The organism is Sorangium sp. So ce394, assembly GCF_051474665.1.
GTDB classification, from domain to species: domain Bacteria; phylum Myxococcota_A; class Polyangia; order Polyangiales; family Polyangiaceae; genus Sorangium; species Sorangium cellulosum_D.
In genome coordinates, this window is the sequence record NZ_CP150339.1 from 12,564,672 (window position 1) to 12,586,091 (window position 21,420).

18 protein-coding genes and 2 pseudogenes are annotated in these 21,420 nt (G+C 70.2%); 6 read left to right on the forward strand and 14 right to left on the reverse strand.

Annotated elements, in window-relative coordinates:
* The first annotated feature begins 378 nt into the window (after positions 1-378).
* Complete coding sequence (locus WMF33_RS46410; RefSeq protein WP_437334565.1) at positions 379-1,533, forward strand: family 16 glycosylhydrolase; 1,155 nt, start codon at positions 379-381, stop codon at positions 1,531-1,533.
* Between the two features lie 253 nt (positions 1,534-1,786).
* Here the strand turns inward: WMF33_RS46410 and WMF33_RS46415 are convergent, their stop codons facing one another.
* The 6 genes from WMF33_RS46415 to WMF33_RS46440 all read right to left on the reverse strand — a co-directional run bounded on the left by WMF33_RS46415 (position 1,787) and on the right by WMF33_RS46440 (position 9,026).
* Positions 1,787-3,475, reverse strand: a complete 1,689-nt coding sequence (locus WMF33_RS46415; RefSeq protein ID WP_437334566.1) for a DEAD/DEAH box helicase — start codon at positions 3,473-3,475, stop codon at positions 1,787-1,789.
* Between the two features lie 79 nt (positions 3,476-3,554).
* Positions 3,555-5,183 carry a DUF1592 domain-containing protein gene (locus tag WMF33_RS46420; protein WP_437334567.1) on the reverse strand — a complete coding sequence of 543 codons (1,629 nt, stop codon included), beginning with the start codon at positions 5,181-5,183 and terminating at the stop codon, positions 3,555-3,557.
* Positions 5,180-6,568 (reverse strand): DUF1552 domain-containing protein, encoded by a 1,389-nt coding sequence (locus WMF33_RS46425; RefSeq protein WP_061623990.1) that lies wholly within the window; start codon positions 6,566-6,568, stop codon positions 5,180-5,182. The genes WMF33_RS46420 and WMF33_RS46425 overlap by 4 nt, the downstream gene beginning before the upstream one ends.
* Before the next feature lie 252 nt (positions 6,569-6,820).
* Positions 6,821-7,927 (reverse strand): hypothetical protein, encoded by a 1,107-nt coding sequence (locus WMF33_RS46430; protein ID WP_437334568.1) that lies wholly within the window; start codon positions 7,925-7,927, stop codon positions 6,821-6,823.
* Positions 7,928-8,203: 276 nt separating this feature from the next.
* Entirely contained in the window at positions 8,204-8,770 is a 567-nt protein-coding gene (locus WMF33_RS46435; RefSeq protein ID WP_437339584.1) for a nucleotidyltransferase, read from the reverse strand.
* Positions 8,760-9,026 carry a hypothetical protein gene (locus WMF33_RS46440; protein ID WP_437339605.1) on the reverse strand — a complete coding sequence of 89 codons (267 nt, stop codon included), beginning with the start codon at positions 9,024-9,026 and terminating at the stop codon, positions 8,760-8,762. Before WMF33_RS46440 ends, WMF33_RS46435 begins: the two co-directional genes overlap by 11 nt.
* A 147-nt stretch (positions 9,027-9,173) precedes the next feature.
* On the opposite strand from WMF33_RS46440, the pseudogene WMF33_RS46445 reads away from it, so the two are divergent.
* Positions 9,174-10,249, forward strand: a pseudogene (locus WMF33_RS46445) (NtaA/DmoA family FMN-dependent monooxygenase).
* A 29-nt stretch (positions 10,250-10,278) separates the two neighbouring features.
* On the opposite strand, the gene WMF33_RS46450 reads toward WMF33_RS46445, so the two are convergent.
* A complete protein-coding gene (locus WMF33_RS46450) occupies positions 10,279-11,475 on the reverse strand; it encodes an FAD-dependent monooxygenase (protein WP_437334569.1) in 1,197 nt (398 codons plus the stop codon).
* A 413-nt stretch (positions 11,476-11,888) separates the two neighbouring features.
* Between WMF33_RS46450 and WMF33_RS46455 the strand changes: the two genes are divergently transcribed.
* The gene (locus tag WMF33_RS46455) at positions 11,889-13,118 is read left to right on the forward strand and encodes a winged helix-turn-helix domain-containing protein (protein WP_437334570.1); all 1,230 of its coding nucleotides are present in this window, start codon (positions 11,889-11,891) and stop codon (positions 13,116-13,118) included.
* Positions 13,119-13,618: 500 nt separating this feature from the next.
* A complete protein-coding gene (locus WMF33_RS46460) occupies positions 13,619-14,824 on the forward strand; it encodes a glycosyltransferase (protein ID WP_437339585.1) in 1,206 nt (401 codons plus the stop codon).
* Positions 14,825-16,343: 1,519 nt separating this feature from the next.
* Here WMF33_RS46460 and WMF33_RS46465 read toward each other — a convergent pair.
* Complete coding sequence (locus WMF33_RS46465; RefSeq protein WP_437334571.1) at positions 16,344-16,709, reverse strand: type II toxin-antitoxin system VapC family toxin; 366 nt, start codon at positions 16,707-16,709, stop codon at positions 16,344-16,346.
* Complete coding sequence (locus WMF33_RS46470; protein ID WP_437334572.1) at positions 16,706-16,960, reverse strand: hypothetical protein; 255 nt, start codon at positions 16,958-16,960, stop codon at positions 16,706-16,708. Before WMF33_RS46470 ends, WMF33_RS46465 begins: the two co-directional genes overlap by 4 nt.
* Before the next feature lie 223 nt (positions 16,961-17,183).
* On the opposite strand from WMF33_RS46470, the gene WMF33_RS46475 reads away from it, so the two are divergent.
* Entirely contained in the window at positions 17,184-17,774 is a 591-nt protein-coding gene (locus WMF33_RS46475; protein WP_437334573.1) for a Uma2 family endonuclease, read from the forward strand.
* Positions 17,775-17,808: 34 nt separating this feature from the next.
* Here WMF33_RS46475 and WMF33_RS46480 read toward each other — a convergent pair.
* Positions 17,809-18,009: pseudogene (locus WMF33_RS46480) on the reverse strand (HNH endonuclease); the annotation flags it as partial.
* 145 nt (positions 18,010-18,154) lie between these two features.
* On the opposite strand from WMF33_RS46480, the gene WMF33_RS46485 reads away from it, so the two are divergent.
* Entirely contained in the window at positions 18,155-18,565 is a 411-nt protein-coding gene (locus tag WMF33_RS46485; protein WP_437334574.1) for a peptidase inhibitor family I36 protein, read from the forward strand.
* Between the two features lie 105 nt (positions 18,566-18,670).
* On the opposite strand, the gene WMF33_RS46490 is transcribed toward WMF33_RS46485, so the two are convergent.
* The 4 genes from WMF33_RS46490 to WMF33_RS46505 form a co-directional block, all read right to left on the reverse strand.
* Positions 18,671-19,168 carry a hypothetical protein gene (locus tag WMF33_RS46490; RefSeq protein ID WP_020741611.1) on the reverse strand — a complete coding sequence of 166 codons (498 nt, stop codon included), beginning with the start codon at positions 19,166-19,168 and terminating at the stop codon, positions 18,671-18,673.
* A gap of 4 nt (positions 19,169-19,172) precedes the next feature.
* Complete coding sequence (locus WMF33_RS46495) at positions 19,173-19,688, reverse strand: hypothetical protein (protein ID WP_437334575.1); 516 nt, start codon at positions 19,686-19,688, stop codon at positions 19,173-19,175.
* Positions 19,689-19,725: 37 nt separating this feature from the next.
* Complete coding sequence (locus WMF33_RS46500; RefSeq protein ID WP_437334576.1) at positions 19,726-20,448, reverse strand: hypothetical protein; 723 nt, start codon at positions 20,446-20,448, stop codon at positions 19,726-19,728.
* A 455-nt stretch (positions 20,449-20,903) separates the two neighbouring features.
* Entirely contained in the window at positions 20,904-21,293 is a 390-nt protein-coding gene (locus tag WMF33_RS46505) for a hypothetical protein (protein ID WP_437334577.1), read from the reverse strand.
* Positions 21,294-21,420 lie beyond the last annotated feature (127 nt).

Here is a 21,420-nt window from a genome sequence, read left to right on the forward strand (position 1 = left end):
TGTAGTAACGAATCGCCGTTCACCCCTCGCCGGCGGCTCCTGGATCGCCGGACCCGGGCGGCCCGGTGTCAGCGCCTGGATGCCGCCGCACGACGGACGGGCTCGCGTACGGATGAAGAAGCAGAGCGGCCATCGTCGTTCCAGCTCGGATACCTGTCGCTGGCCGCGAGGAGCTCTTCGCGGTGGACGACGGATATCCGTGCTGTTCGTTACGCGGTTACGCGGTTACGCGGTTACGCGGTTAAGCGGCAGTGTGGTCGCGCTCGACGCGGTGACAGGAAAGCTCCTGTGGCGGGCCTACCCTAGCACGGGCCACGGCCACGGCGCCAGCTCCCCCGCGGATCCGGCTCATGTTAACGTTCTCGCGGAGGTTCCACCATGCTTATGAAATTCCGTGCAGGTCCGATGATCGCCGCCGCCTCGCTGGCGCTCGCGGTGAGCTCGACCGCGGTCGCGAAGCCTTACAAGGGAGGAGAGCTCTACACGACCCAGGGCTACCTTCATGGTCGTATCGAGGTGCGCATGCGCATGGCGCGCGGGAGCGGCATCCTGTCGACCTTCTTCACCTACAAGGACGGGTCCGAGATGTCCGGCGCCTTCTGGGAGGAGATCGATATCGAGGTCTTCGGGAAGGACAACGCCCGGAGCTGGCAGTCCAACATCATCACCGGCATGGGCACGAGGGTGACGTCGGAGGCGGTCCACAACGCGGGCTTCTCCCTCGCCGACGGCTATCACACCTACGCGCTGGAGTGGACGCCGACCTACGTCGCCTGGAGCATCGACGGGACGGAGATTAAGAGGTCGACGGGCGCGCAGGTGACCGCGCTGACGAATCCCCAGTCCCTGCGCTTCAACTTGTGGTCCTCCGAGGCCGTCGAGTGGGTCGGGGCGTTCGACGATTCCGTCCTCCCGCAGCACCAGTTCGTCAACTGGATCAAGTACTATCGCTACAACAACGGAGCCTTCGAGCTCGCGTGGCAGGACGATTTCGACTCCGTGGACAGCGGGCGATGGGGCAAAGCGGACTGGACGTTCGACGGTAACCGCGTGGACTTCGTCCCGCAGAACGTGACGGTGAAGGACGGCACGCTGGTGCTGTCGCTGACACGGGAGGGGCAGACCGGATTCAATGGAACCGTGCCCCGCGACGAGGGCACCGAGCCTGGCACCGGCGCGGGCGGCGGCGAGGGCGGGGCGGGGACGACGACCGCCTCCTCCGGCGGCGGCGAGGGCGGGGCGGGGACGACGACCGCCTCCTCCGGCGGCGGCGCGGGCGGGGCGGGGACGACGGCCACCTCCTCCGGGAGCGGCGCGGGCGGGGCGGGGACGACGGCCACCTCTGGCAGCACGGGCGGCGGCGCGCCGGGCGTGGGAGGCGCAGGCGGCGGGACAACGCCGGACGACGGATCCTCCGACGGAGGTTGCGGGGTCGTCGCCGCCGGGGCCAGCGCCCCGGCGAGCTCGTGGGCCGCGGCGCTCGCCGTGGGGCTCTCCGCCCTGGCGATGCGACGGCGCCGGAACCGCGGCTGATCTCGGGCCAGCCGAGCGGCTGAGGCGGCGTCGCCCGCCGCCGGCCGCGCTCCCGGCGGCAGCAGCTGCTGTCCCTCCGCAGCGGAAGCCCTACGGCCGCCGCGATGAAGCGATCGCTGCGGGGCTCGCGGGCTCGCGGTGGCTTCTGGCGATCAACAGAAGAACACCTGCTCACCTCGCTGGAGAAAAGACGCGATCTGCGCCAGCCTGCCACTGCCGCCCGTCACCTCGGGCGGCAGGCGGATCGATCGGCTCATCGCTCCTCGCGCGGCGCGGTGACCCTCGCCCACACCGCCAGGATCATGGCCTGTTCCATGGTGCTCGGCGGGGGATGGCCCCTCGGCGGCTCGGCCGGCAGGGGCACCGGGGGCTTTCCCCGGCGCCATGGCGCGTCGTGGCGCGCCGAGGCCCCGGCCGCGGGGCCGCGGCGCGCGACCTCGTAATCGACCGCGGACACCGCCTCCTCGAGGGTCGAGAAGCGCTCGACCAGCTTGCCATCCAGCAGGACATGCCACCGCTTCCCGCGACCGCCGCGGGCGAGGACGGCGACCTCGCTGATCGCGCCGGGCTTCCTCTCGAAATGGAGCGCGAGCCCGAAGCGGCCGAGCGACACCCACGCGTTGCGCGAGATGGCCAGCACCTCGGGATCGACGCGGAGGCTCAGGGGATCGAAGCGCGCGGCGCGCTCCTGGATCTCGCGCAGCGTGATGCGGCCCGCCTCGACCTCGAACCCCGGGTAGTCGAAGGCCACCTGCCGGTAAAAGCGGCTCGCCTCGGCGGCGTCCCTGCCCTCGAGATCGAGGTCGCGGGGCATGCCGAAGAGCGAGGGGAGCGTGCACAGCTGGAGAGAGGAGAGGTCGACGAAATCGAGGACGAGGCAATCCTTCTTGCCTGGATGGAGGCGGGTGCCGCGCCCGACGCACTGGGCATAGAGCCCCTCCGAGCGGGTGGGGCGGGCCATCGCGACGCAGGAGACGCCGGGGTCGTCGAAGCCCTCGGTGAGGACAGCGACGTTGGTGAGCACCTGGACGCGCTCTTCCCGGAAATCGGCGAGGATCCGGCCGCGGAGGTCGGAGGGCATGTCGCCGTGGACGTAGGCGGCCCGGACGCCGAGGTGGTTGAGCGCCTTCGAGAGGTTCCTGGCGTGCGCGACCGTGACGCAGAACGCGATGGTGCGCCGGTCGCGCGCGAGCTCTTGAATGGAGCGGGCGACGAGCGCGTTGCGCTCCTCCAGGTCGACGGCCTCCTCGAGCTCGTCCGCGGCGAAGTCGAGGCCGCCCCCGTCGAGGCGGGAGAGGTCCGTGGCGGTGGCGACGCGGTAGCCGGTGAGGGGGGCGAGGTAGCCGTCCGCGATCATCTCGGGGAGGGTGCGGCTGTAGACGATCGCCTCGAAGACGTCGTCGAGCCCTTTGCCGTCGCCGCGGGCCGTCGTCGCGGTGAACCCGAGGAGGGTGCCTGTCCACGCGGGGTCGAAGGCGCCGAGCTGGCGGAGGACGCGGCGGTTGTCCTCGGCGGGGGCGTGGTGGCATTCGTCGTAGATCACGAGGCCGATATCGCGGCCGCGGGTGACCTGCTCGAGCCGCTTCTCGTGGAGAGAGCGTATCGAACAGACGATGACCCGCGCGTCCGCCGAGGCGCGGAGCTCGCCCTGCTCGACGGCGACCGCGGCCTGCCCGCCGAGGGCGCGCTCGATCTTGTCCTTGGCCTGGAAGAGGAGCTCTTCGCGGTGGGCGAGGACGAGGACCTGCCGCCTGGCGAGGCGGGCGAGATGGGAGAAGATGACGGTCTTCCCAGCGCCGGTGGGGAGGCACACGACCATGCGTCGGACGCCGCGCCTGCGGGCCGCGAGGACGGCGTCGACGGCGGCGCGCTGGTACGGGCGCAGGGCGGGCGCGCCGGGGCCCATCGGCGCTGAGGGGGTGGTGAGGGGGGCGCTGGTCATGAGCTCTCGCGCTGGCGTCGCGCCAGCATAGCCCGGGGCCCCTGCCCGCGCCCTTCACGGCGCAGGCCCGCCGCGCAGGCTACTCCCGGCGGACGCGGGCGCGCATGTGCTCGGTGCCCGCGAGCTGCGCGAAGTACTCGACGAGGCCGATCTGCCCGTTCACGAGGCCCTGCTGGGCCTCGCCGATGGCGCACTCGGCCCCGAGCGCCCCGCCGTAGGCGTAGGCCGCTCCGAGCTTGCTCACGCACGCGGTCACCTCGGGCGAGCCGGCGAGCGTCTCGGCCAGGCCCGTCGCGCCGGCGACAGGCCGCTTCTCGCCCTCGACGGCGATGTAGCCCGAGTCGTCGATGGGAAGGCCGCCCTCGTCGGCGCGGTAGCGCCCCGTCTCGTCGAAATGCTCGAGCGCGAAGCCCGTCGGGTCGAACGACGCGTGGCACCCGTTGCAGGCCTCGGCCGAGATGTGGATCTCCTCGTAGCGCGCGCGCGTCGTCGTCTTCCCCGGATCGGGCTTGGTGATCGCCGGGATGTTCGCCGGCGGCGGGGGGACGTCGCCGCAGAGGAGCCGCTCGAAGACGAGCAGTCCGCGGTGGGTCGGCGACGAGCCGTCCATGCGCGAGTTCCCCGCGAGGATGGAGCCCTGGGCGAGCAGCCCGACGCTCCACTCCGCGGGCCGATCCACGCGCTGGAAGGCCGAGCCTGTGACGTTGCCGTACCTGTAGAACGTCGAGAGCTCGTCGTTGAGGAAGGTGTACGGCGCGGTCAAGAGCTCGGTCACGCCGGCGCCGCGGGTGTAGAGGACCTCCTCGAGGAAGAGGCGTGTCTCTTCCTGCATGAGGGCCCCATAGGTGCTGAAGTCGGGGAGATTCTCCTTCGCGATCCCGTTCACCTTGCCGTAGCTGAGCCACTGCTGCAGGAAGCGGCTCATCGCCTCGTGGCCGCGCGGCGAGCTGAGGAGCGCGCGCGCCTCGTCGACGAGCGCCTCCGGCGAGCCGAGCTCCCCGCGCGCCGCCTTGTCGAGCAGCTCGGGCGTGGGCGTCGTGCCCGTGTAGTTGTAGGCGAGCGCCGTCGCGAGCTCGTGCTGGGACAGCTCGTAGCGGCCGCCGTTCGGGGCGCCGATCTCCGATCGATAGAACGCGTGGGGCGACTGGATCATGGAGACCAGCGTCCACTTGAGGCCGACGCGGAAATCGGACTTCCCGCTCACCGAGGCGTGGAGCGCCAGGAGCTCGCTCTTCTCCTCCTCGCTCACCGGTCGGCGGAACAGCCGCAGCCCGTGCCGGGCGACGAACTCGGCGGCGCACTCGGGGCCAGGCTGCGTCGCCGCGCACGGGAGCGAGGTGGCCAGCGCGCCCTGGGCGGTCACGATGTCGGCGACGTCCTCCGCCGTGCCCAGCAGCTCCTTCGCGGTCTGGACGCCGACCTGCAGGGCCTCGGCGTCATTGGTGAAGCCGAGCTTCGATGTCGGGTCGGTGCCCAGCCGGACGCCCGACCACGCCGCCGCGCCGAGCTCGGGGAAGATGTCGCGGAGGCTGTTCTCCAGCTCCAGCGCGGAGAGCCGCCGCAGCACCGGAGCGCCGACCTGCGCCTGCTCGCACGAGTCGCCGTCGATGGGAGGGTCCTTCTCGGGGTCGCCCCCGCCCGCGTCACCGACGCACGCGAGGAGCGATGACGCGACCCCGGCGAGCACCCACGTTTGCCAGCGGATCATGACTTCAGCTCCTGGATCGGCTGCGCGCTGTGCGCGCCGATCTGCTTGATGGAAACGCCCATGGCATCGCCGAGCGTGGCCAGCATGTTGACGTGGTCGGTGTCGACGTCGACGACGCCGCGGCTCGCGATGCGGCCGCCGGCGTTGCCGATCAGGATCGCCGGAAGGTAGGAGTGGACGATCTGGTTCCCGAGGTAGACGTCGTGGACGTCGGAGTTGTGATCGGCGCCGTCGCCGATCTCGCTGCACACGTAGATGAGCGAGTTGTGGAGGACGGTGTTACCGGGATCGAGCGGGTCGGGCTGGTCGAGGACGGCGAGCAGCTTCTCCGCGAGCCGCGCGAAGAACCAGCCCTGGACCGAAGCGAACTCCTTGCGACCGGGCGGCTCCCGGGAGTGGGACGTCGCCCCGTGGTAGTTGCTCGCGCTGCCGGGGCCGCCGGTGAAGCTCATGGGGAGATCGCAGTTGACCCACAGGTTCTGCATCGTGACGACGCGCGCCGTGCCGCACACCATCGCGTTGGCGGCGACCTCGAGGTGCGCGTCGATGACGCTCCGCAGGTTCGCCTGCTCGAAGACGCTCTTGCCCGAGAGCGCGTCGAGCGCGGGCAGCGCCGGCCGCTCGCTGCAGGCGTTCACGACCGGCCTGTCGGCCGCGGCCTTGAGCGAGCGCACCGACTCGAGGTGCACCCCGAGCTTGCGCTGCTCGCTCGTGAGGCCCGAGAGCGCGCGCTGCATCTTCTCGAGCTGCCGCTCGGTGAGCCCGAGCGCCTCGTTGCGAAAGGCCACCTCGTCCGTCGCCGGGGCGCCTCCGCCCTGCTGCCCCCCGCCGACGGCCCCGAGCATCTCCGCGGCCGCGGCCGCGGGGTCCTCGATGGGGCGCACCCAGACACCCCCGTGCTTGATCAGGTAGGAGTTCTTGTCGAACCCCGTCCCGTCCTGGTTCCTCGGGTACGGGTTGGCCCCGAGGTTGTAGGCCTCGACGCCGAGCGCCTGCGCGATGGTATGGTCGATCGAGTCGGCCCCCGCGCCGTCCTTCACGCCGGTGAGCACGCCGGCGACCGCCTCGTGGTTGTTGAAGCCGTTGATGCCGAGCCCGCGGCAGACATTGACGTATTTCCCGAAGGGCGCGAGCGCCGACAGGACCGTCGAGCCCTTCAGGAAGTCCGCGCCCGGGGAGCCGTACGGCTCGGCATACTCCATGGGCATGCCATGGGGGACGAAGTAGATGAACAGCCGGACCGGCGCCGCGCTCGGCTCGGCCAGCGCCAGGTTGCTCATCCGGAAGGCGAGCGGCGCCGCGATTCCGGCGCCGAGCGCCTTCAAGAAGACGCGGCGCCCCAGCGCGAGGTCGCTCTTATGGTGTTTCTTGGCAAGAGAACGCATCTCGTCGTCTCCATTCGGGCAAAGCAAGAAAGCCCCGTGGATGGTCGTCGTACCGTCGTTTTGTTGCTGCGCCGGTAAGAAAGGAAGTTTGGCGTGAGAATTATCTCACGGTCGGCGCGCGAAGCAACTCCATTGAACGTCGATATCTTGTGCTGTGTTGCTCGGTGATGTAAAATACATTCTCTTGCGCTATGCGGCCAGGCGGGGAGTGGGGCGCCGGGCGGAGCGACGGATACGTGCGCTTCGGATGGGTCAGCGGCGGTCGCGACGCCGCCGAACGCGGCCCGCGAGGGACAGCGCGAGCCCGATCGCGGGCAGCGCCCAGCCGTACGCGGCGCCGCGGCCCGCGCTCGCCGAGCAGCCGACGCTGACGTGATCGCCCTCCGGGGGGTCTCCGCCGGCGCCGGGATCGTCGCAGGAGCTCACGTCATCTTCGGCGCATTCGCTGGGGTGCCTCTCGCACGTCGCCGCCCTCGCGCTGCACCAGGCCTCCTCGAAGCCCTCGGGCGGAGCCGCGCACCCCTCGATTTCCTCGCCGATGGTCGCCGCGTCGGCCGGGAAGATGCCCGTCGCGCCCGCGTCGCCGTGCGGGACGCACGTGCGCTCCTTCTCGATCGTCGTGCCGTCGACGAGGCTCCTGTACGTGACCTGGTAGCAGTACTCCGTGGACGCGACGTCGTACGACTGGACGAGGAACCCTCCCCAGACGGTCTTCTGGCCGAGCTCCTCCCCGTCGGGGCTCGAGAAGGTAAAGGTCTGCACGTACTGGCCCACGCCGTGGTCCACCCCCCCGCTCACATCGAGGATGATTTCGGCGTAACGCTCCACCTCCTTGGCCACGCACATCTCTTCCGGACCGCAGGTCCACCCATCGTCGATACAGCAGCTCGTCTCGCCGTGCCAGCGCTCCTCCACGACGACGCTGGCCTGGACGGGGATGGCGCCCGCGTCCATATCGACCGCGGCGCTGGCCTGGGTCTCCCAGACGTCGGCGCCGATGCTCTGTTGCTCGACCGTGACCTGGTAGGTGTGGCCGTCGACGAGCGGGGCCGCGGGGCGAAAGGCGAGCAAGCTCTCGCCCTCGCTCGCGGGCACGTCGGCGACCTCCTCCTGGGCGCCGGCCAGGACCTCGCCTGTTTCCTTGTCCGTGACCACGAGCACGGGCGCGGTCTCCGGGCAGTTGTAGTAGCAGCTGACCCGGGCCACGATGACCCCGTCGAGCGGCACGGCGCGCGGGACCGAGGACGCATAGCGCCCGTCCGGCGGAGGCGAGCAGGCGGCGCTCGGACGGGAGATACAGAGAGCGCTCAGGCCTCCCATGACGGCGAGGGTCAACGCGGCGAAACGAGAACAAGGCATCGAAGTTCCTCCTCGAGCGACCCGGCGCGGGTCAGCTCCGCAAGGGCGCGTGCGGACACACGTGCCGGTGTGCAGTCGCCGTGCCGGCCGCGGATCGCCCGACCGCCGCGAGGTTCTCGCGGGCTCCGCGCGCGCCGCGCATGACGGTGGTGTCAGCCTGTGCCGCCGGTCCTGGGCGGTCCTCTCGCGTCGGCTCACTCCCGCGGAGCCCAACCCGATCGGCGCTCTCTCCGCGGCGTCGTCGCCGCCGAGCCGCTCGACCTGCCCCCGCTCATCTCATGGCCGGCGCACGACGGAGGTGCGTGCTTTGCGGACCAGACGATCGAGGCGGCGGAGCAACCTGTCCTCGCCGAGGGCGGCCTCGAGCCCGCCGAGGAGATCGCGGATGCGATCCAGGTCGAGGTCGCGCTGCTCGAGCAGCACGCCGCGCACGTCCTCGAGGTCCTTGGGGCGGCCGGCCAGGACCTTGGTGACGATCAGGTCTTCCGGGCTGATCATCGGCACGCTCAGGCCGCCGAGGTCGATCAACCTGCGGCGCGCCAGGAACTCGAGGTGCAGGCTCGACGCCGCGACCACCACGTCGATGGGCATGCAGGTCGGGCGGTGCACGAGCGGGAGCAGGCGGGCTTCGCGGAGGAAGTCCTCGCCGAGGTCGATCCGGAGGTCGAAGCCCGCGCGCGCGAGGTCGTCCACGAGGGCGAGCGTGCTGGTCTGCGCGAGGTCGACGGTGACGTCGACGTCGGCGGTCATGCGGGGCCGGCCATAGGCCACGGCGGCCTGCGCGCCGAAGACGTACCAGCGCAGCCGGCGCCTCCGCAGCGCCGCGGCGAGGTCAGCGAGCAGGGCGACGGGGGCGGGGCGGGACGCGGTCGAGGGCCTCGAGGACGCGGAGGTGCGTGGCGAGGTCTTCGCGGCGCTCTTCTTCGCCCGGCCAGCCGGGCTTTTGCGCGAGGACTTGTTTGCGGAGCTCATCGGCGATCCGGATCCCAGCGGCAGGGCCGTGCTGCCGCTTCCAGTCGCGCCAGTAGAGCTCCTTGTCGCGCTGGGCGGCCACCCAGCCCTGGCGAGCGAACCGCCGGAGCTCGTCAGCGTTGCGCATCGTGACCAGGTTACCACGACCGCGGCGCGGCGGGTACGTCGACCCGTGTCTCAGACCACGGCGCGCCCTGGGCGCTCCATGAGGCGGCGAGCGCAGGGATCTGCGACAGCCGCGCCCCTCTCACGACCCAGCCTCAGGACCCTTCTCATGAGCTCACCCCGCAAGCAGCTTCGACTCGGCGCGTTCATCCCCGCCACCGGCCACCACGTCGCCGCCTGGCGGCACCCCGACGCGCAGGCGGACGGCGGTCACAGCTTCAAGCACTACAAGCGCGTCGCCCAGGCCGCCGAGGCGGCCAAGCTCGATGCCGTCTTCCTCGCCGACAGCGCGGCCGTGTGGGGAGGCGCCTCCGATCTCGAGTCCCTGTCCCGGAGCGCCCGCGCCGCGTCCTTCGAGCCCATCACCCTCCTGTCCGCGCTCTCGGCGGTCACGGAGCATACAAGCTGCACACGCTGAGCCATAAGGGAAAGCACTTCTCGGTGCGCGGGCCGCTCAACGTGGCGCGCCCGCCACAGGGGCACCCGGTCCGGGTGCAGGCGGGCTCGTCGGAGCCGGGCAAGAAGCTGGCGGCGCGCACGGCGGAGGTGATCTTCACCGCGCAGCAGACCCTGGCGGAAGCCCGGGCCTTCTACGCGGACGTGAAGGGGCGCCTGGCCAAGTACGGGCGCAGCCCCGAGCACCTGAAGATCATGCCCGGCCTGTTCCCGGTCGTCGGGCGCACCCAGGCCGAGGCGCAGGCGAAGTTCGACGCGCTCCAGGACCTGGTCCACCCGACGGTGGGGCTCTCGCTGGTGTCGGGGATGATCGGCGGATTCGACCTCTCGAAGTACCCCGTCGACGGGCCGATACCGGAGCTCCCGGCCAGCAACGGCGGCAAGAGCCGTCAGGCCCTGCTCCTCGATCTCGCCCGGCGCGAGAACCTCACCCTCCGTCAGCTCTACCTGCGCATCGCCGGGGCGCGCGGCCATAAGCAGCTCGTGGGCACGCCGGAGACCATCGCCGACCTGATGGAGGAGTGGCTGCTGAACGACGCGGCCGACGGCTTCAACGTGATGCCGCCCCACCTGCCCGGCGGGCTCACCGATTTCATCGACCTGGTGCTCCCCGAGCTGCGCCGCCGGGACCTCTTCCGCACCGAGTACGAGGGCCGCACGCTGCGCGAGAACCTGGGGCTACCGCGCCCCGAGAACCGGTTCGTCCGGCGCGCCGCCGGCGCCGCCTGAGCGAGCGCCGGCAGCGCCGAACGCTGCGCTCAGCCGCCGTTCGCGTAGTCGGGGAGCGCGATCTTGTCGGCCGGCGAGGAGACGAGCCAGCCCTCGCGTCGCCGCAAGAGGGGGCTGGACGCAACGCGAAGGGCCGCGTGGAGGAGCGAAACGCCGAGCCTCGATTTCGGGTGCGCGATCCAGGGGACGCCTGGTGGGAGCTTCTGGGCCAGGTCGACATAGGGGCGCATGCGCTTTTCATAGGCCGCGAAGGCGCCTCGATGGTCGGAGTGCCGCGACAGCTCTCCCGCGAGCACGTAAGCGCCGACGAGCGAGAGGCTCGCGCCCATTCCGCTGACCGGCGACGGACAGTACGCAGCGTCGCCCACGAGCGCGGCCCGACCGTGTGACCAGCGCGGCGCCATGACCTGGCTGACGCCGTCGAAGTAGACGTCCTCGGCGTCGGCCAGCGCGGCGAGCACCCGCGGCGATTCCCAGCCGGCGTCGGCGAAGACGCGCGCGATGAGCGCCTTTTGCTCGGCGGCGCTCAACCTCTCATGGCCGCGCGCGGGCGACAGGAACCACAGCGACGCCCGGGTGGTGCCCACGTTGTCGGGACGCAGGATGATCGATCGGCTGCCGGGCGCGTGGTACCAGCGAGCCCAGGCGCTGTCGGACGCTCCGCGGGGGATCGTGAAGTAGCTGCCATAGAGGCCGAGCGGGCGGATCGTGGGCTCATCGCCGACGATGAGCGTACGGGTTCGTGAGCGGATGCCGTCGGCGGCGACCACGAGGTCGACGTCGCGCTCGGCGCCGTGCTCGAAGGAGACCGTCACCCGGTCGCCGTGGTCGCGGAGGCCCGTGATCTGGTCACCAAAGATATATTCCGTGGAGTCTCGGGTGCGGTCGTAGAGGATCCTGGCGAGGTCGCCGCGAAGGATCTCGAGCTCCTGGGTAAACCCGCCGCCGTCCGAGCTCGCCGCGGGGAACTCGGCCTTGGTCACGTTGTGCTCGTCGACGAAGCGGAGCCCCTGCTCCCCCGTGTTGGCGGCTCGGATGTCGCCTTCGATGCCCATGCGGCGCACGACCTCCCGCGCCGCGCCCTGGACGTCGATGTTCTGCCCGCCGAGCCGGAGCGCGCCGGCGCGCTCCACGACGACGGGTCGGAAGCCGTAGCGCGCGAGCCAGAAGGCGAGCGCGGGGCCGGCGATGCTCGCGCCCGCGATCAGAACAGTTCGATGTTCCACGGATCATTCGCTCCTATCTTTTACGATCGCCGTGAGGCGGTGGGGCGGCTCCGCCAGCCAGGCGCTAGACATTGCATGAATCCGCGAAATGTCGAGAGCGCCCGGATCTTCCACCCAGTCGTGGACGACAAGACCTCGCGCGGCGGTCCTCGAGGCGCTGGCTGCGGCACGGTGGATCACGGCGCTAGGGCGCACCATCAGCGGCTGGGCGTCGAGGCGTCGCGGTCCCTCGACGAGCTGCTCGATGACCTTCAACCTTTCACCGCGTGCACTGGAGGCACGTCGAGACGCAAGTATAGCTACGATATCACCACCCTCCACGACGGGCGGCGTTTGTGTCGAGGCGGCGCCGCAACATTGTATTTTCTTTGCTCAGGCTCTATGGTGCGGGCCCGAACGGACGGAAGGCGCGGATGAAGGACACCCTGTCGGCGGCGGAGGCACGGCGCATCGCGCTTGCGGCGCAGGGCTTCCGGGCGGAGCGGCCCGGGCCGGCGGCGACGAAGCAGCATCTGACCCGGCTGATCGAGCGGCTTGGCGTGGTGCAGATCGACAGCGTCAACGTGGTCTCGCGCACCCATTACCTGCCGGCCTTCTCGCGGCTGGGGGCCTATCCGCGGCCGATGCTGGAGGAGCTCGCCTGGGCGCGGAAGCGGCCGCTGTTCGAGTACTGGGCGCATGAGGCCTCGCTGCTGCCGCTCGCCGCCCAACCGCTGCTGCGCTGGCGGATGGCCGACGCGCGCGACGGGGTGGGCGTCTGGAAGGGCGTGGCGCGCTTCCTGCTCGAGCACCGGCCGGTGGTGGACCGGGCGCTGGAGCAGATCCGCGAGCGCGGGCCGCTGGCCGCCTCCGAGCTCGAGGTCGGCGCGAAGGGGGCGGGCGGCTGGTGGGGCTGGAGCGACGCCAAGCGGGCGGCCGAGTGCCTGTTCTGGAGCGGCGAGCTGACGACCGCCACGCGGCGGGGGACCTTCGAGAGGGTGTACGGCCTGCCGGAGAAGGTGCTGCCGAGGGCGGTGCTCGAGGCGCCGACACCCGCGCGCGACGACGCCCAGCGCGCGCTGATCCGCATCGCCGCCCGGGCCATGGGCGTGGCGACCGAGCGGGACCTGCGGGACTATTTCCGCATGGGGGTCGCCGAGGCGAAGGCGCGGGTCGCCGAGCTCGTCGAAGCCGGTGAGCTGATCCCCGTGGGCGTGATGGGCTGGCGGGAGCCGGCGTTCCTCGATCCCGCCGCCCGGCGGCCGAGGCGGATCGAGGTTTGCGCCCTGCTCTCGCCCTTCGACAACCTGATCTGGTTTCGCGAGCGCACCGAGCGGATGTTCGGCGTGCGGGTGCGGCTCGAGATCTACACCCCCGCGGCGAAGCGGACCCACGGCTACTACGTGCTGCCGTTCCTCGAGGGCGACGCGATCACGGCGCGGGTGGACCTGAAGGCCGATCGCAAGGCGGGCGTGCTGATCGTGCAGGCGAGCCACGCCGAGCCCGGGGCGGGCGCAGAGACGCCGGAGCGGCTGGCGGGCGAGCTGCGGACCATGGCCGGGTGGCTGGGGCTGGAGCACGTGCGGGTGGAGCCGAAGGGCGACCTGGCGGAGCGGCTGACGAAGGCCCTGTCGGGCGCCTCGGCGTCCCGCAGGAAGCGCTAGCCGGACACACGCTCGACGAGGTACCCCATCTCGCTCGTCTCTTCCTCCGCGCCAGCCAGCTCCTGTGGACCCGACGCTGGAAGGCCGATCCGTTCGGCGAACCAGCGCAGCACCTCTCCAAAGGAGCCGCCGTCGAACAAGAGGTCGGAGCCCGCGCATCCAACAGCTCCGGAAGGCGATAGAGCTCGTCCCAGGAGAGCGAGTGATCGAGCAATGCGGTGAAATCAACGCCCACTCGAAGAACCTACCACGGTCCTCGACGCCCTCGCCGTGCATGAAGCCCACGAGAGCGCGTCCACGAGGGGAAGCGTGCTGGTTCGCGCGAGATCCACCGGCCGTTTCGGCCTGAACGGATGATCCGCGTCGCGGGCGTCTTTCCCCGCCTCCCGCTTCAGCATGTATACCGGAGCTCGGGCGATAATACGATGAAAAATCGTACGGGCGGTGCCATTTCGTCCTCCGTCATCCACGCGGCGCGCGTGGTGAAAGGGAGAGAGACGATGCGGGTACTGCTGACGGGAGTGGGGACGCGCGGTGACGTGCAACCCGTGGTGGCTCTGGCCGTCGAGATGCGGCGCCGGGGGCACGACGTGCGGCTGTGCGTTCCGCCGAACTTCGTCGACTGGGTGGCTGGAATGGGCTTCACGGCGAGCCCGATCGGCATCGCGATGCGTGCGCCGAGCGGGGCCGCCGGTGCGCAGGCCGCGATACCGACGCCGGAGCAGGTCCGCGCGCTTGTCGCGCACCTCGTGAAGGACCAGTTCGACGCGACCGCGGCGGCCGCCGAGGGATGCGACGCGATCGTGGCCGGCGGAGCGCACCAGTACGCCGCGCGGTCCATCGCGGAACGGCTGGGCATCCCGTCGGTGGTCGCCCTGTACGCGCCGGTGGCCCTGCCGTCGCCGGATCATGCGCCCGGCGGGGTGCCCGGGGGCGACCCGGAGTCGAACCTCCGAGGCTGGCAGGACGAAGCGCGGAGCTGGAACGAGCGGGTCCTCGAGCGGCTCAACGACCATCGGGAGCGGCTGGGGCTGAGTCGGCTGAGCGATGCCTTCAGCCACATTCTGGGCAAGGCTCCGTGGCTCGCGGCGGACCCGGTCCTCGGGCCGCTGCCGACGACGCCCGGCCTGGAGGTCGCGCAGACGGGAGCCTGGATCCTTCCCGACAAGACGCCGCTCGTCCCCGAGCTGGAAGCGTTCCTCGCCGCGGGCGAGCCGCCCGTCTACGTCGGCTTCGGCAGCATGCCTGTGGACCCGCAGACCGGCCGGAGCGTCATCGAGGCCGTGCGGGCCGCGGGGCGCCGCGTCGTGCTGTCGCAGGGGTGGGCCGAGCTCGGTCTGGCCGACGACGCCGCCGACTGCATCGCGATCGGCGACGTCAACCAGCAGGCGCTGTTCCCGAGGGTCGCCGCGGTGGTGCACCACGGCGGGGCGGGGACGACCACGACGGCGGCGCGCGCGGGGGTGCCGCAGGTGATCGTGCCGATGTTCGCGGATCAGCCGTATTGGGCGTCGCGCGTGCGGGCGCTCGGGATAGGGACGTCCGTGGACCTTGGGGCGCTGAGCGCGGAGTCGCTCCGGGCGGCGCTGGGGGGCGCGCTCGATGAGGGGGTCGCTGCTCGCGCGGGCGCGATCGCGGGCGCCGTGGCGGTGGATGGCGCGGCCGTCGCCGCCGGTTTCATCGAGCGGGCGGCCGCGTTGGGCTGATCGGAGCATAGGGCAAGTAGCTCGGGCTAACCGCGTGGGACCCTCCCGCGGCGCGAAGCGTCGCCATGTGTAGCCCCTTGGCGAACAACTGGCTCCGGTTGATTGCAGGGCCGTCAGCGCTTAGGAGCTTTGCTCAACGCGTACTCCCCGCTTCCGGTCCGATCGATCAGGCCCATTCGAAGCGGCTTGCGAACTGAGTTGCGAACCCACGAATTGGCCTTCTCGGGTGGGAGTCCCGGGAATGCCTGCTCTGCGAGAACGAGCAGAGTCAAAGGACCACTTGCCGCCGAGAGACAGTCGAGTACAGCACGTTCATTTGCGTTCAGCGTGTGCTCCGACACGGGAACATTCGCGCCCGATTCTTTGTTGTGTGATTTTATGCGATTCGAATGAGCTCTGGCGAGCGCATGCGTGTCAGTTGGACTCCGATTACACCGCGTTGCAGGCTTCTGATCCCTCGAATTCGCCCGTGTGGACGAGGGTGGAGAATTTGATCGATTCCCCGAAGCGCCTGGAGCGACGTACTCAGTGGCAAACACGTCAGCGCCCCATTTTAGAAAGAATGCGAAGTAGGGGTCTGTGACATGCAGGCGCCGGTTCCGCTTGTCCCAATCGAGCACAGGCGCTGACGCCTCTTGATCGGCTTGAATAGTGCTCATGTGCTCCAGAACACGTGAGACTTCATGGGCTTGGGGCAAATCGATCAATAGCTCGCGGAGTGCCGATTAATTTTACGCCAATCTCGCCGCCGATATCAATTCCTCCGGCAGTCGTCTTTTCGCGATTTCTTCAGTGCTTGCAGTGCTCGTCGCCGCCGCGAGCTGTGCGATGACCTGTGTCCACAGATCGTCTTCGGTTGCTACGGAGCCGCCGTCGATCCATGCGGCGGTGTTCCCAGGAAAGACGCGCTTAGCGAGAACGGACTTCCCGGACTTTGTCGGACCCGTGACTGTAACTAGTTTGCACAGATTATCGGTGCTGGCGCGTATCTCGTCCTCAAGGCCATATTCGTTCCTACTTACGTACGTATGGTGGGGCTGTCCGCCGGGCACAAAAACGTTGCGTGTACGCAATCTCGGCAAGGTTTCCATGTCGCCTTCACGTTGCCAGCACGTTGACGATGCGATCGATCTATCACGGTCCCGCACGAAGGGGAAGGGATTGCCGCGACGGGGAGCAGCGCCGCCGGCAGCGAGCGTAGCGCATTCCCGAGTAGCGGATTGCGACGCTTCATCCGCCCTACACCTTGCGAGTGTGCTGCGGGACGCTGTGCCGGCGATAGGACGGCCGGTCGGGGCACTCCGCCTCGTAGCCGGGGACGCGTCGCTTCACCACGAGCGGAGCGCCCACGCGCAGGTCGAGCAGGTCGCCAGGCTAGAAACGCGTGTTCGCGCGGACGGAGCTCACGCCTGTCGAAGCCCTGTCAGAAGTCAAAGAGTGACCTCGGGTGGATCCGGACGGATCACGATGCGCGGCGAGGTCGAAGCAGCCAACCGGAGAAAATCCGATCCATTGAACGTCACGAGCGCATTGCGCCGGCATGCTCGGCAGCCACGAGGTGCAGGGCATCGAACAGGACGCCGGAAGAGAGCTGGCGATCGGTGCACCGCTGCATCGCCTCGTCGTACACGGATGGATTCACAGGGCGGACGTCGAACACACTCCGAACCCGACGGACGACTTGCAAGGCCTGCTCCGGGCTGGCTCGCGCCGGCTGCGGCAGGCGGGTGAGCACCGACCAGAGCTCCGCGAGGGCGTGCCAGGTGGCGAGGCCGCTTACCCGTCCCTCGGCCACAGCGTCGATCCAGACGACGGCGCGACCGTGGAGCGGATGCGCCCGGTGCAGTCCGGCGACGAGCACGCTCGTATCGAAGGCGATCTTCATGAGCCTCCCAGGATCCCGTCCGCCCGTGCGTCGCGATCGAGGCGATGGTCGAACACATCGGCCGGCAGGGTGGCGTCGGCATCGACGAGCAGGAGACCGTGCCGCTCGGTCAAGGTGACGCCCTCGCGGCGAGCTGGCTGATCTGTAGCAGGGACGTCGCTCGCAGCCTCGTGCGCGACGAGCTCGATCACACGAAGCCGATCGGGGACAGGGAGGGCACGGATGGCGGCGACGATCTGCTCGACGGTCATGCCCGGCAGGATGCCATCCCCGCAGCTCCCGAGAAAGTCGGCGGTCCGTCGGAGGCGTGCCTCGGTCGACCCGCACCCACGTGCCGCCTCCGGCGACCGCCTGCGCACCGGCGTCCTTGCCCTCCCCAGGGCCCTGGCATCGTGAGCCAGGCGCCCGACCTCGGGCGGCGCCGGAACAGGCGCTCGCCCCGGCCGCAGCCGCGCCGTCGTGGTAGGGTCGGCCATGAGCACCGGCGTGCTGCCGCCCCGCAACGCACCGGAGGTCGAGACCGCCTTCGAGGCGGTGCCGCCCGAGCAAGTGGCAGAGATCCTCGATGGGGAGCTCTTCACCTTTCCGCGGCCCGGCCGCCCCCACACGCGGAGCGCATCGCGCCTCACGATGAAGCTCGGCAGCGCCTTCGACCTCGGCGATGGCGGGCCTGGCGGCTGGGTGCTCCTGAATGCGCCGGAGCTCCACCTCGGGCCGCGGCCCGACAAGGTGGTCCCCGATCTCGCAGGGTGGAAGCGGGAGCGCATGCCGGACGCCCTCGGGGACGCGGACACGCCGGCGCACTACGACGTCGCTCCGGACTGGGTCTGCGAGGTGATCTCGCCGCGTACCGAGCGCGTCGACCGGAGCAAGAAGATGCGGATCTACCGGCGCGAAGGCGTGGGGCACGTGTGGCTGCTCAGCCCCTTGCTGCGGACGCTCGAGGTGTACCGACTCGAGGGCGGGCGGTGGGTGCTGCTCGAGACCTACGAAGAGGACGCGAAGGTGAGGGCCGAGCCCTTCGATGCCGTGGAGCTCGATCTGGCGGCGATCTGGACCCGATGAACGATCCGATAGTGAACCGGTCGCACGCGGTACACGCGTAGACGAGGTTCTCGATCTCATCGGAGCCACCCGCTGCCAGCGGGTGGAAGTCATCAATCTCCAGCTCGCCCCTCACTGACGTTTCGGAAACGCCGCAGTATCCACACCGGCCAACGGGCGGCGGCCCGCACGGCTGTGCCCGCTCCATGTGCCATCGCGCATCGACGAGCCGTCCGCCCAATCCGTCCTCCAACATGGAAGATTTGCAGGGACATGCGAGCCCGCGTGTCGCTCATGTTAAAATCTGTTAACAATCGTCGAACCCGGGAATGCGTGAATCGCCTCCGGCGCTTGGTGCCTCCGCAGTACCTGCCCATGGGTGGGCAGGAGGAGGAAACCACATGCGCTTACTCGATCTCGTTCAGAACCTCCGCCGTTTCACGCCGTCCCGCTCCCTGGGCTTGCGCGCCCTGGTGGGCGTCGGCGTCCTCGCGGGGGCCGGCCTGCTGGTTCCCGAGGTGGCCTCGGCGGACCCCGTTCCCTGCCCGTTCGACGGCGTCCTCTGCCTCTTCGAGGAGGAGGGCTACGGCGGGGAGATCTTCAACGTCCGGGCGCTGAACCCGCAGGTGGGCACGTGCGTCAACCTCCCGGAGCACGGCTGGGAGGGAAGGGCACACTCGGCCTACAACACCAACGGCGTCGCCGCCGCGATCTTCACGAACGAGGACTGCCTCGGCTACCCGTACCCCGTATACGGGGAGAGCGGCTTGAGCCCGCTGCCGTTCATCCCCAAGAGCGTCTACGTCTTCTGAGGCCGATGATCCGGCTCGACCCGCGGCGCTGACGGCGAACCGCGCAGCACCGCCGCGACGCGCCCATTCACCAGGCGGCGCCGGCCCGGACGGCCGCCCCCTCGCTCACTCGTAATCGCTCTTCAGCGCCTCGTAAAACGCGTCGCTCATCAGGTAGTCCGCCCACCACGGCTCCACCGGCGTCGCCCCCCGGCGCTGCTGGAAGAGCACCAGATCGTCCAGCTCGCCGTCGTACCAGCCCCACAGAAACCGGGCCCGCAGCACGTCCACGTTCCGCCGGCGGAGCTCGGCCACCGCGTCCTCGAGCGACTCGTCGTCGAACTCGTCGACCAGCGCCTCCGCCTCGTCGATGATCTCGCCGAGGTACGCCAGCCCCTTCTTGGTGACCTCGAACCGCGCCTTGCGGCGATTCACCTCGACGAGGTCCGCGTTGACGAGCTCCTGCAGGACGTCCTCCAGCGGGCTCAGCTCGGGCGGCAGCACGATGGGGAACTCCATGCCTCCGTCCGCGGGCTTCAGGTCCATCTTCTTCAGCACGTAGATGCCGGCATAGACCAGCTTCTGCTCGCGTGACACGATCGGCTGTCTGCGTCCTTCGAACATGGTCTCACTCCGCGATGCGCCAGGCCTCCGCCTCGAGGCGGATGTGCCGGCGCCCGTCTGGGTCGGTGTCGAGCCACGCGTCGACGTCGCCGTGGGCGTAATACACGGGGGCGCGCCCCGCCGCCTCCGGCCGCCGGATGCGCGCGGCGTGGGGGTTGCACATGGCGAGCACGATGGCGCGCTCGCCGGAGTACGCCGCGGGCAGCCAGCGCTCGAGGAACGCCGACAGAAGCACGGTCACCGAGTAGTCCTTGGCGACCTCCTCGACGAAGAACTCCAGCTCCACGTCGTCGGCCAGCTCCTCCGGCTCCTCCGCGGCGTGGACCGCCACGACGAGCGCGTCGGTCACCCGCAGCGGCCCCCGATCCGCGCGGCCATCCAGCAAGAGCGCCTCGACCCGGCACCAGCCGAACTGCGTGGACTCCACGTCCGGCGCGTCGCGGTGCTGCTCGAGGTTCAGCAGCTCCAGCGCGGGACGGCAGCGGAACGGGAGCTCGGAGATGCTGCGCAGGGGCTGCATCGCGGCGGGCGGGCAGACGGCGGACGAGCGGCCGCTGCTACGCGACGAGGCGCTCGGGCCTGCGGCCACGCTCGCCGCGGCGGACGCCGAAGCGCGAGCCGGCGCTCGACTTGCCGCTGCCGAAGCGGCTGCTGCCCGTGTTGTTGTAGCGCCGGCCCGTCTGCGACGACTTGCTGTGGTCGACCGCGGACGGGTTCGAGGCGCGGTACGCGTCGCGGTGGGACCGCAGATCGGGCGCGCGGCCCGGCGGCGTGGTGTACGGCTGCGTGTACACCGGCACGTAATTCGGGCGCAGCGCCGACGACACCATGGCGCCGAGGAGCATGCCCGAGGCCAGGCTCATCACCGGCGAGCTGTAGTAAGCGTAGGGACCGAACCCGGACGTCTGCATCTGCGCGGCGCCCTCGCCCGAGACGTCCCGGCGGATCGTGAACACCTTCTCGGGGTCCTGCACGCCGCCATCGCCGTTCTTGTCGAAGAAGCCGGTGACGACCTGCGTCTTGGCGTCCACGTCCTTCACGGCGACGCTGATGACCTCGCTCCCCTGGTAGAGCTCGTTGACGCGCCGCTCGAAGTCCTCGGGGCCCTCGGCCGTCTTGTAGGCCTCGTTGACCTTGTCGAGGTCGAGGTCGACGGTGGTGTTCTCGGTGGTCGCCCACCGCTCCTTGGACGGCCCGCGGCTGCCGCCGCTATCGCAACCGGTGGTTGCGACGGCGAGGGCGGTCAAGAGCACGACGGGCAGGGTGGTCTTCGTCATCATCTGAGAAGATCTGTCTGGGGCCGCAGGCGGATTCTGTCAAGCAGGCGCTGATGAGCCCGGCGCGCGCCATGGAACCTCGCCCCTGCGGTAGCATGGACGGCGCCCCGCGCTCGCGGCGATCCACCCGAGCGCCCGCGCCCTGGCCCGGCAGCGGCAGCCGGCCGCCCGCGACCGCACACCCCGGCGGCGCCCGCCAGCGCGGCCAACCGGGCTCGCTCACGACGGGCGGGGCCGCTGAGAGCGACGTGGGGCCCACGCAGCGCACCGGCTGCACGAGGGGCCCGCCACCCGGCAGCGTCCTGACGGAGACCGCCCTTGCCCCCGTGGTCGCCTTCCTGATGCGATCCACGTCCTTGCTCGCTGCGGGCGAGGAAGGCCGTGACGCCGCCTTGCACGACGGGCGCCGTCTGGCAGCGCACGGCGCGGTCTCGTTGGGTCAACGCCCTGGGATCGGATCAGGGCTGACCCGGACACAGGAAGTAGGCGGGATCGACGAAGCCGCCGCAGATGGCGCGCACCTCCTCATTGCATTCGATCACGCCGCTGCAGCCGCATTCCGGCCGCGCTCGGCAAATCGTGCCGCGCCTGCCCGGCTCATTGCACCACTCCACGTACACACAGTCGCGCGCCCTGGCGGAGACGCCTGCGTCGCCGGCTGCTTCGCCAGGTGTTCCGTCGGGGATCTCCGAGCTCACGCTGGACTCCTCGATCCCGTGCAGCCGCAGGACGCCTTCCCCCAGATCCTCCACGGTGATCTCGCCGGCGCTCTCTCCCGCCTCGCCGCACCCGGCCAAGAACACCGCCGCGACGCTCAGGCCCGCCAGTCGTTTGACAATGTGACCCATGGCACAACTCCCTTCATCGAATCGATGACCAAAGGTTGGTAACCACCGCGTTACCTTGAAGCGCTCGTTCTCCTTCGACGATCTCAGCGCGGCCCGGTCGGTCGAGCTCCTCGGCTCGGAGGGGACC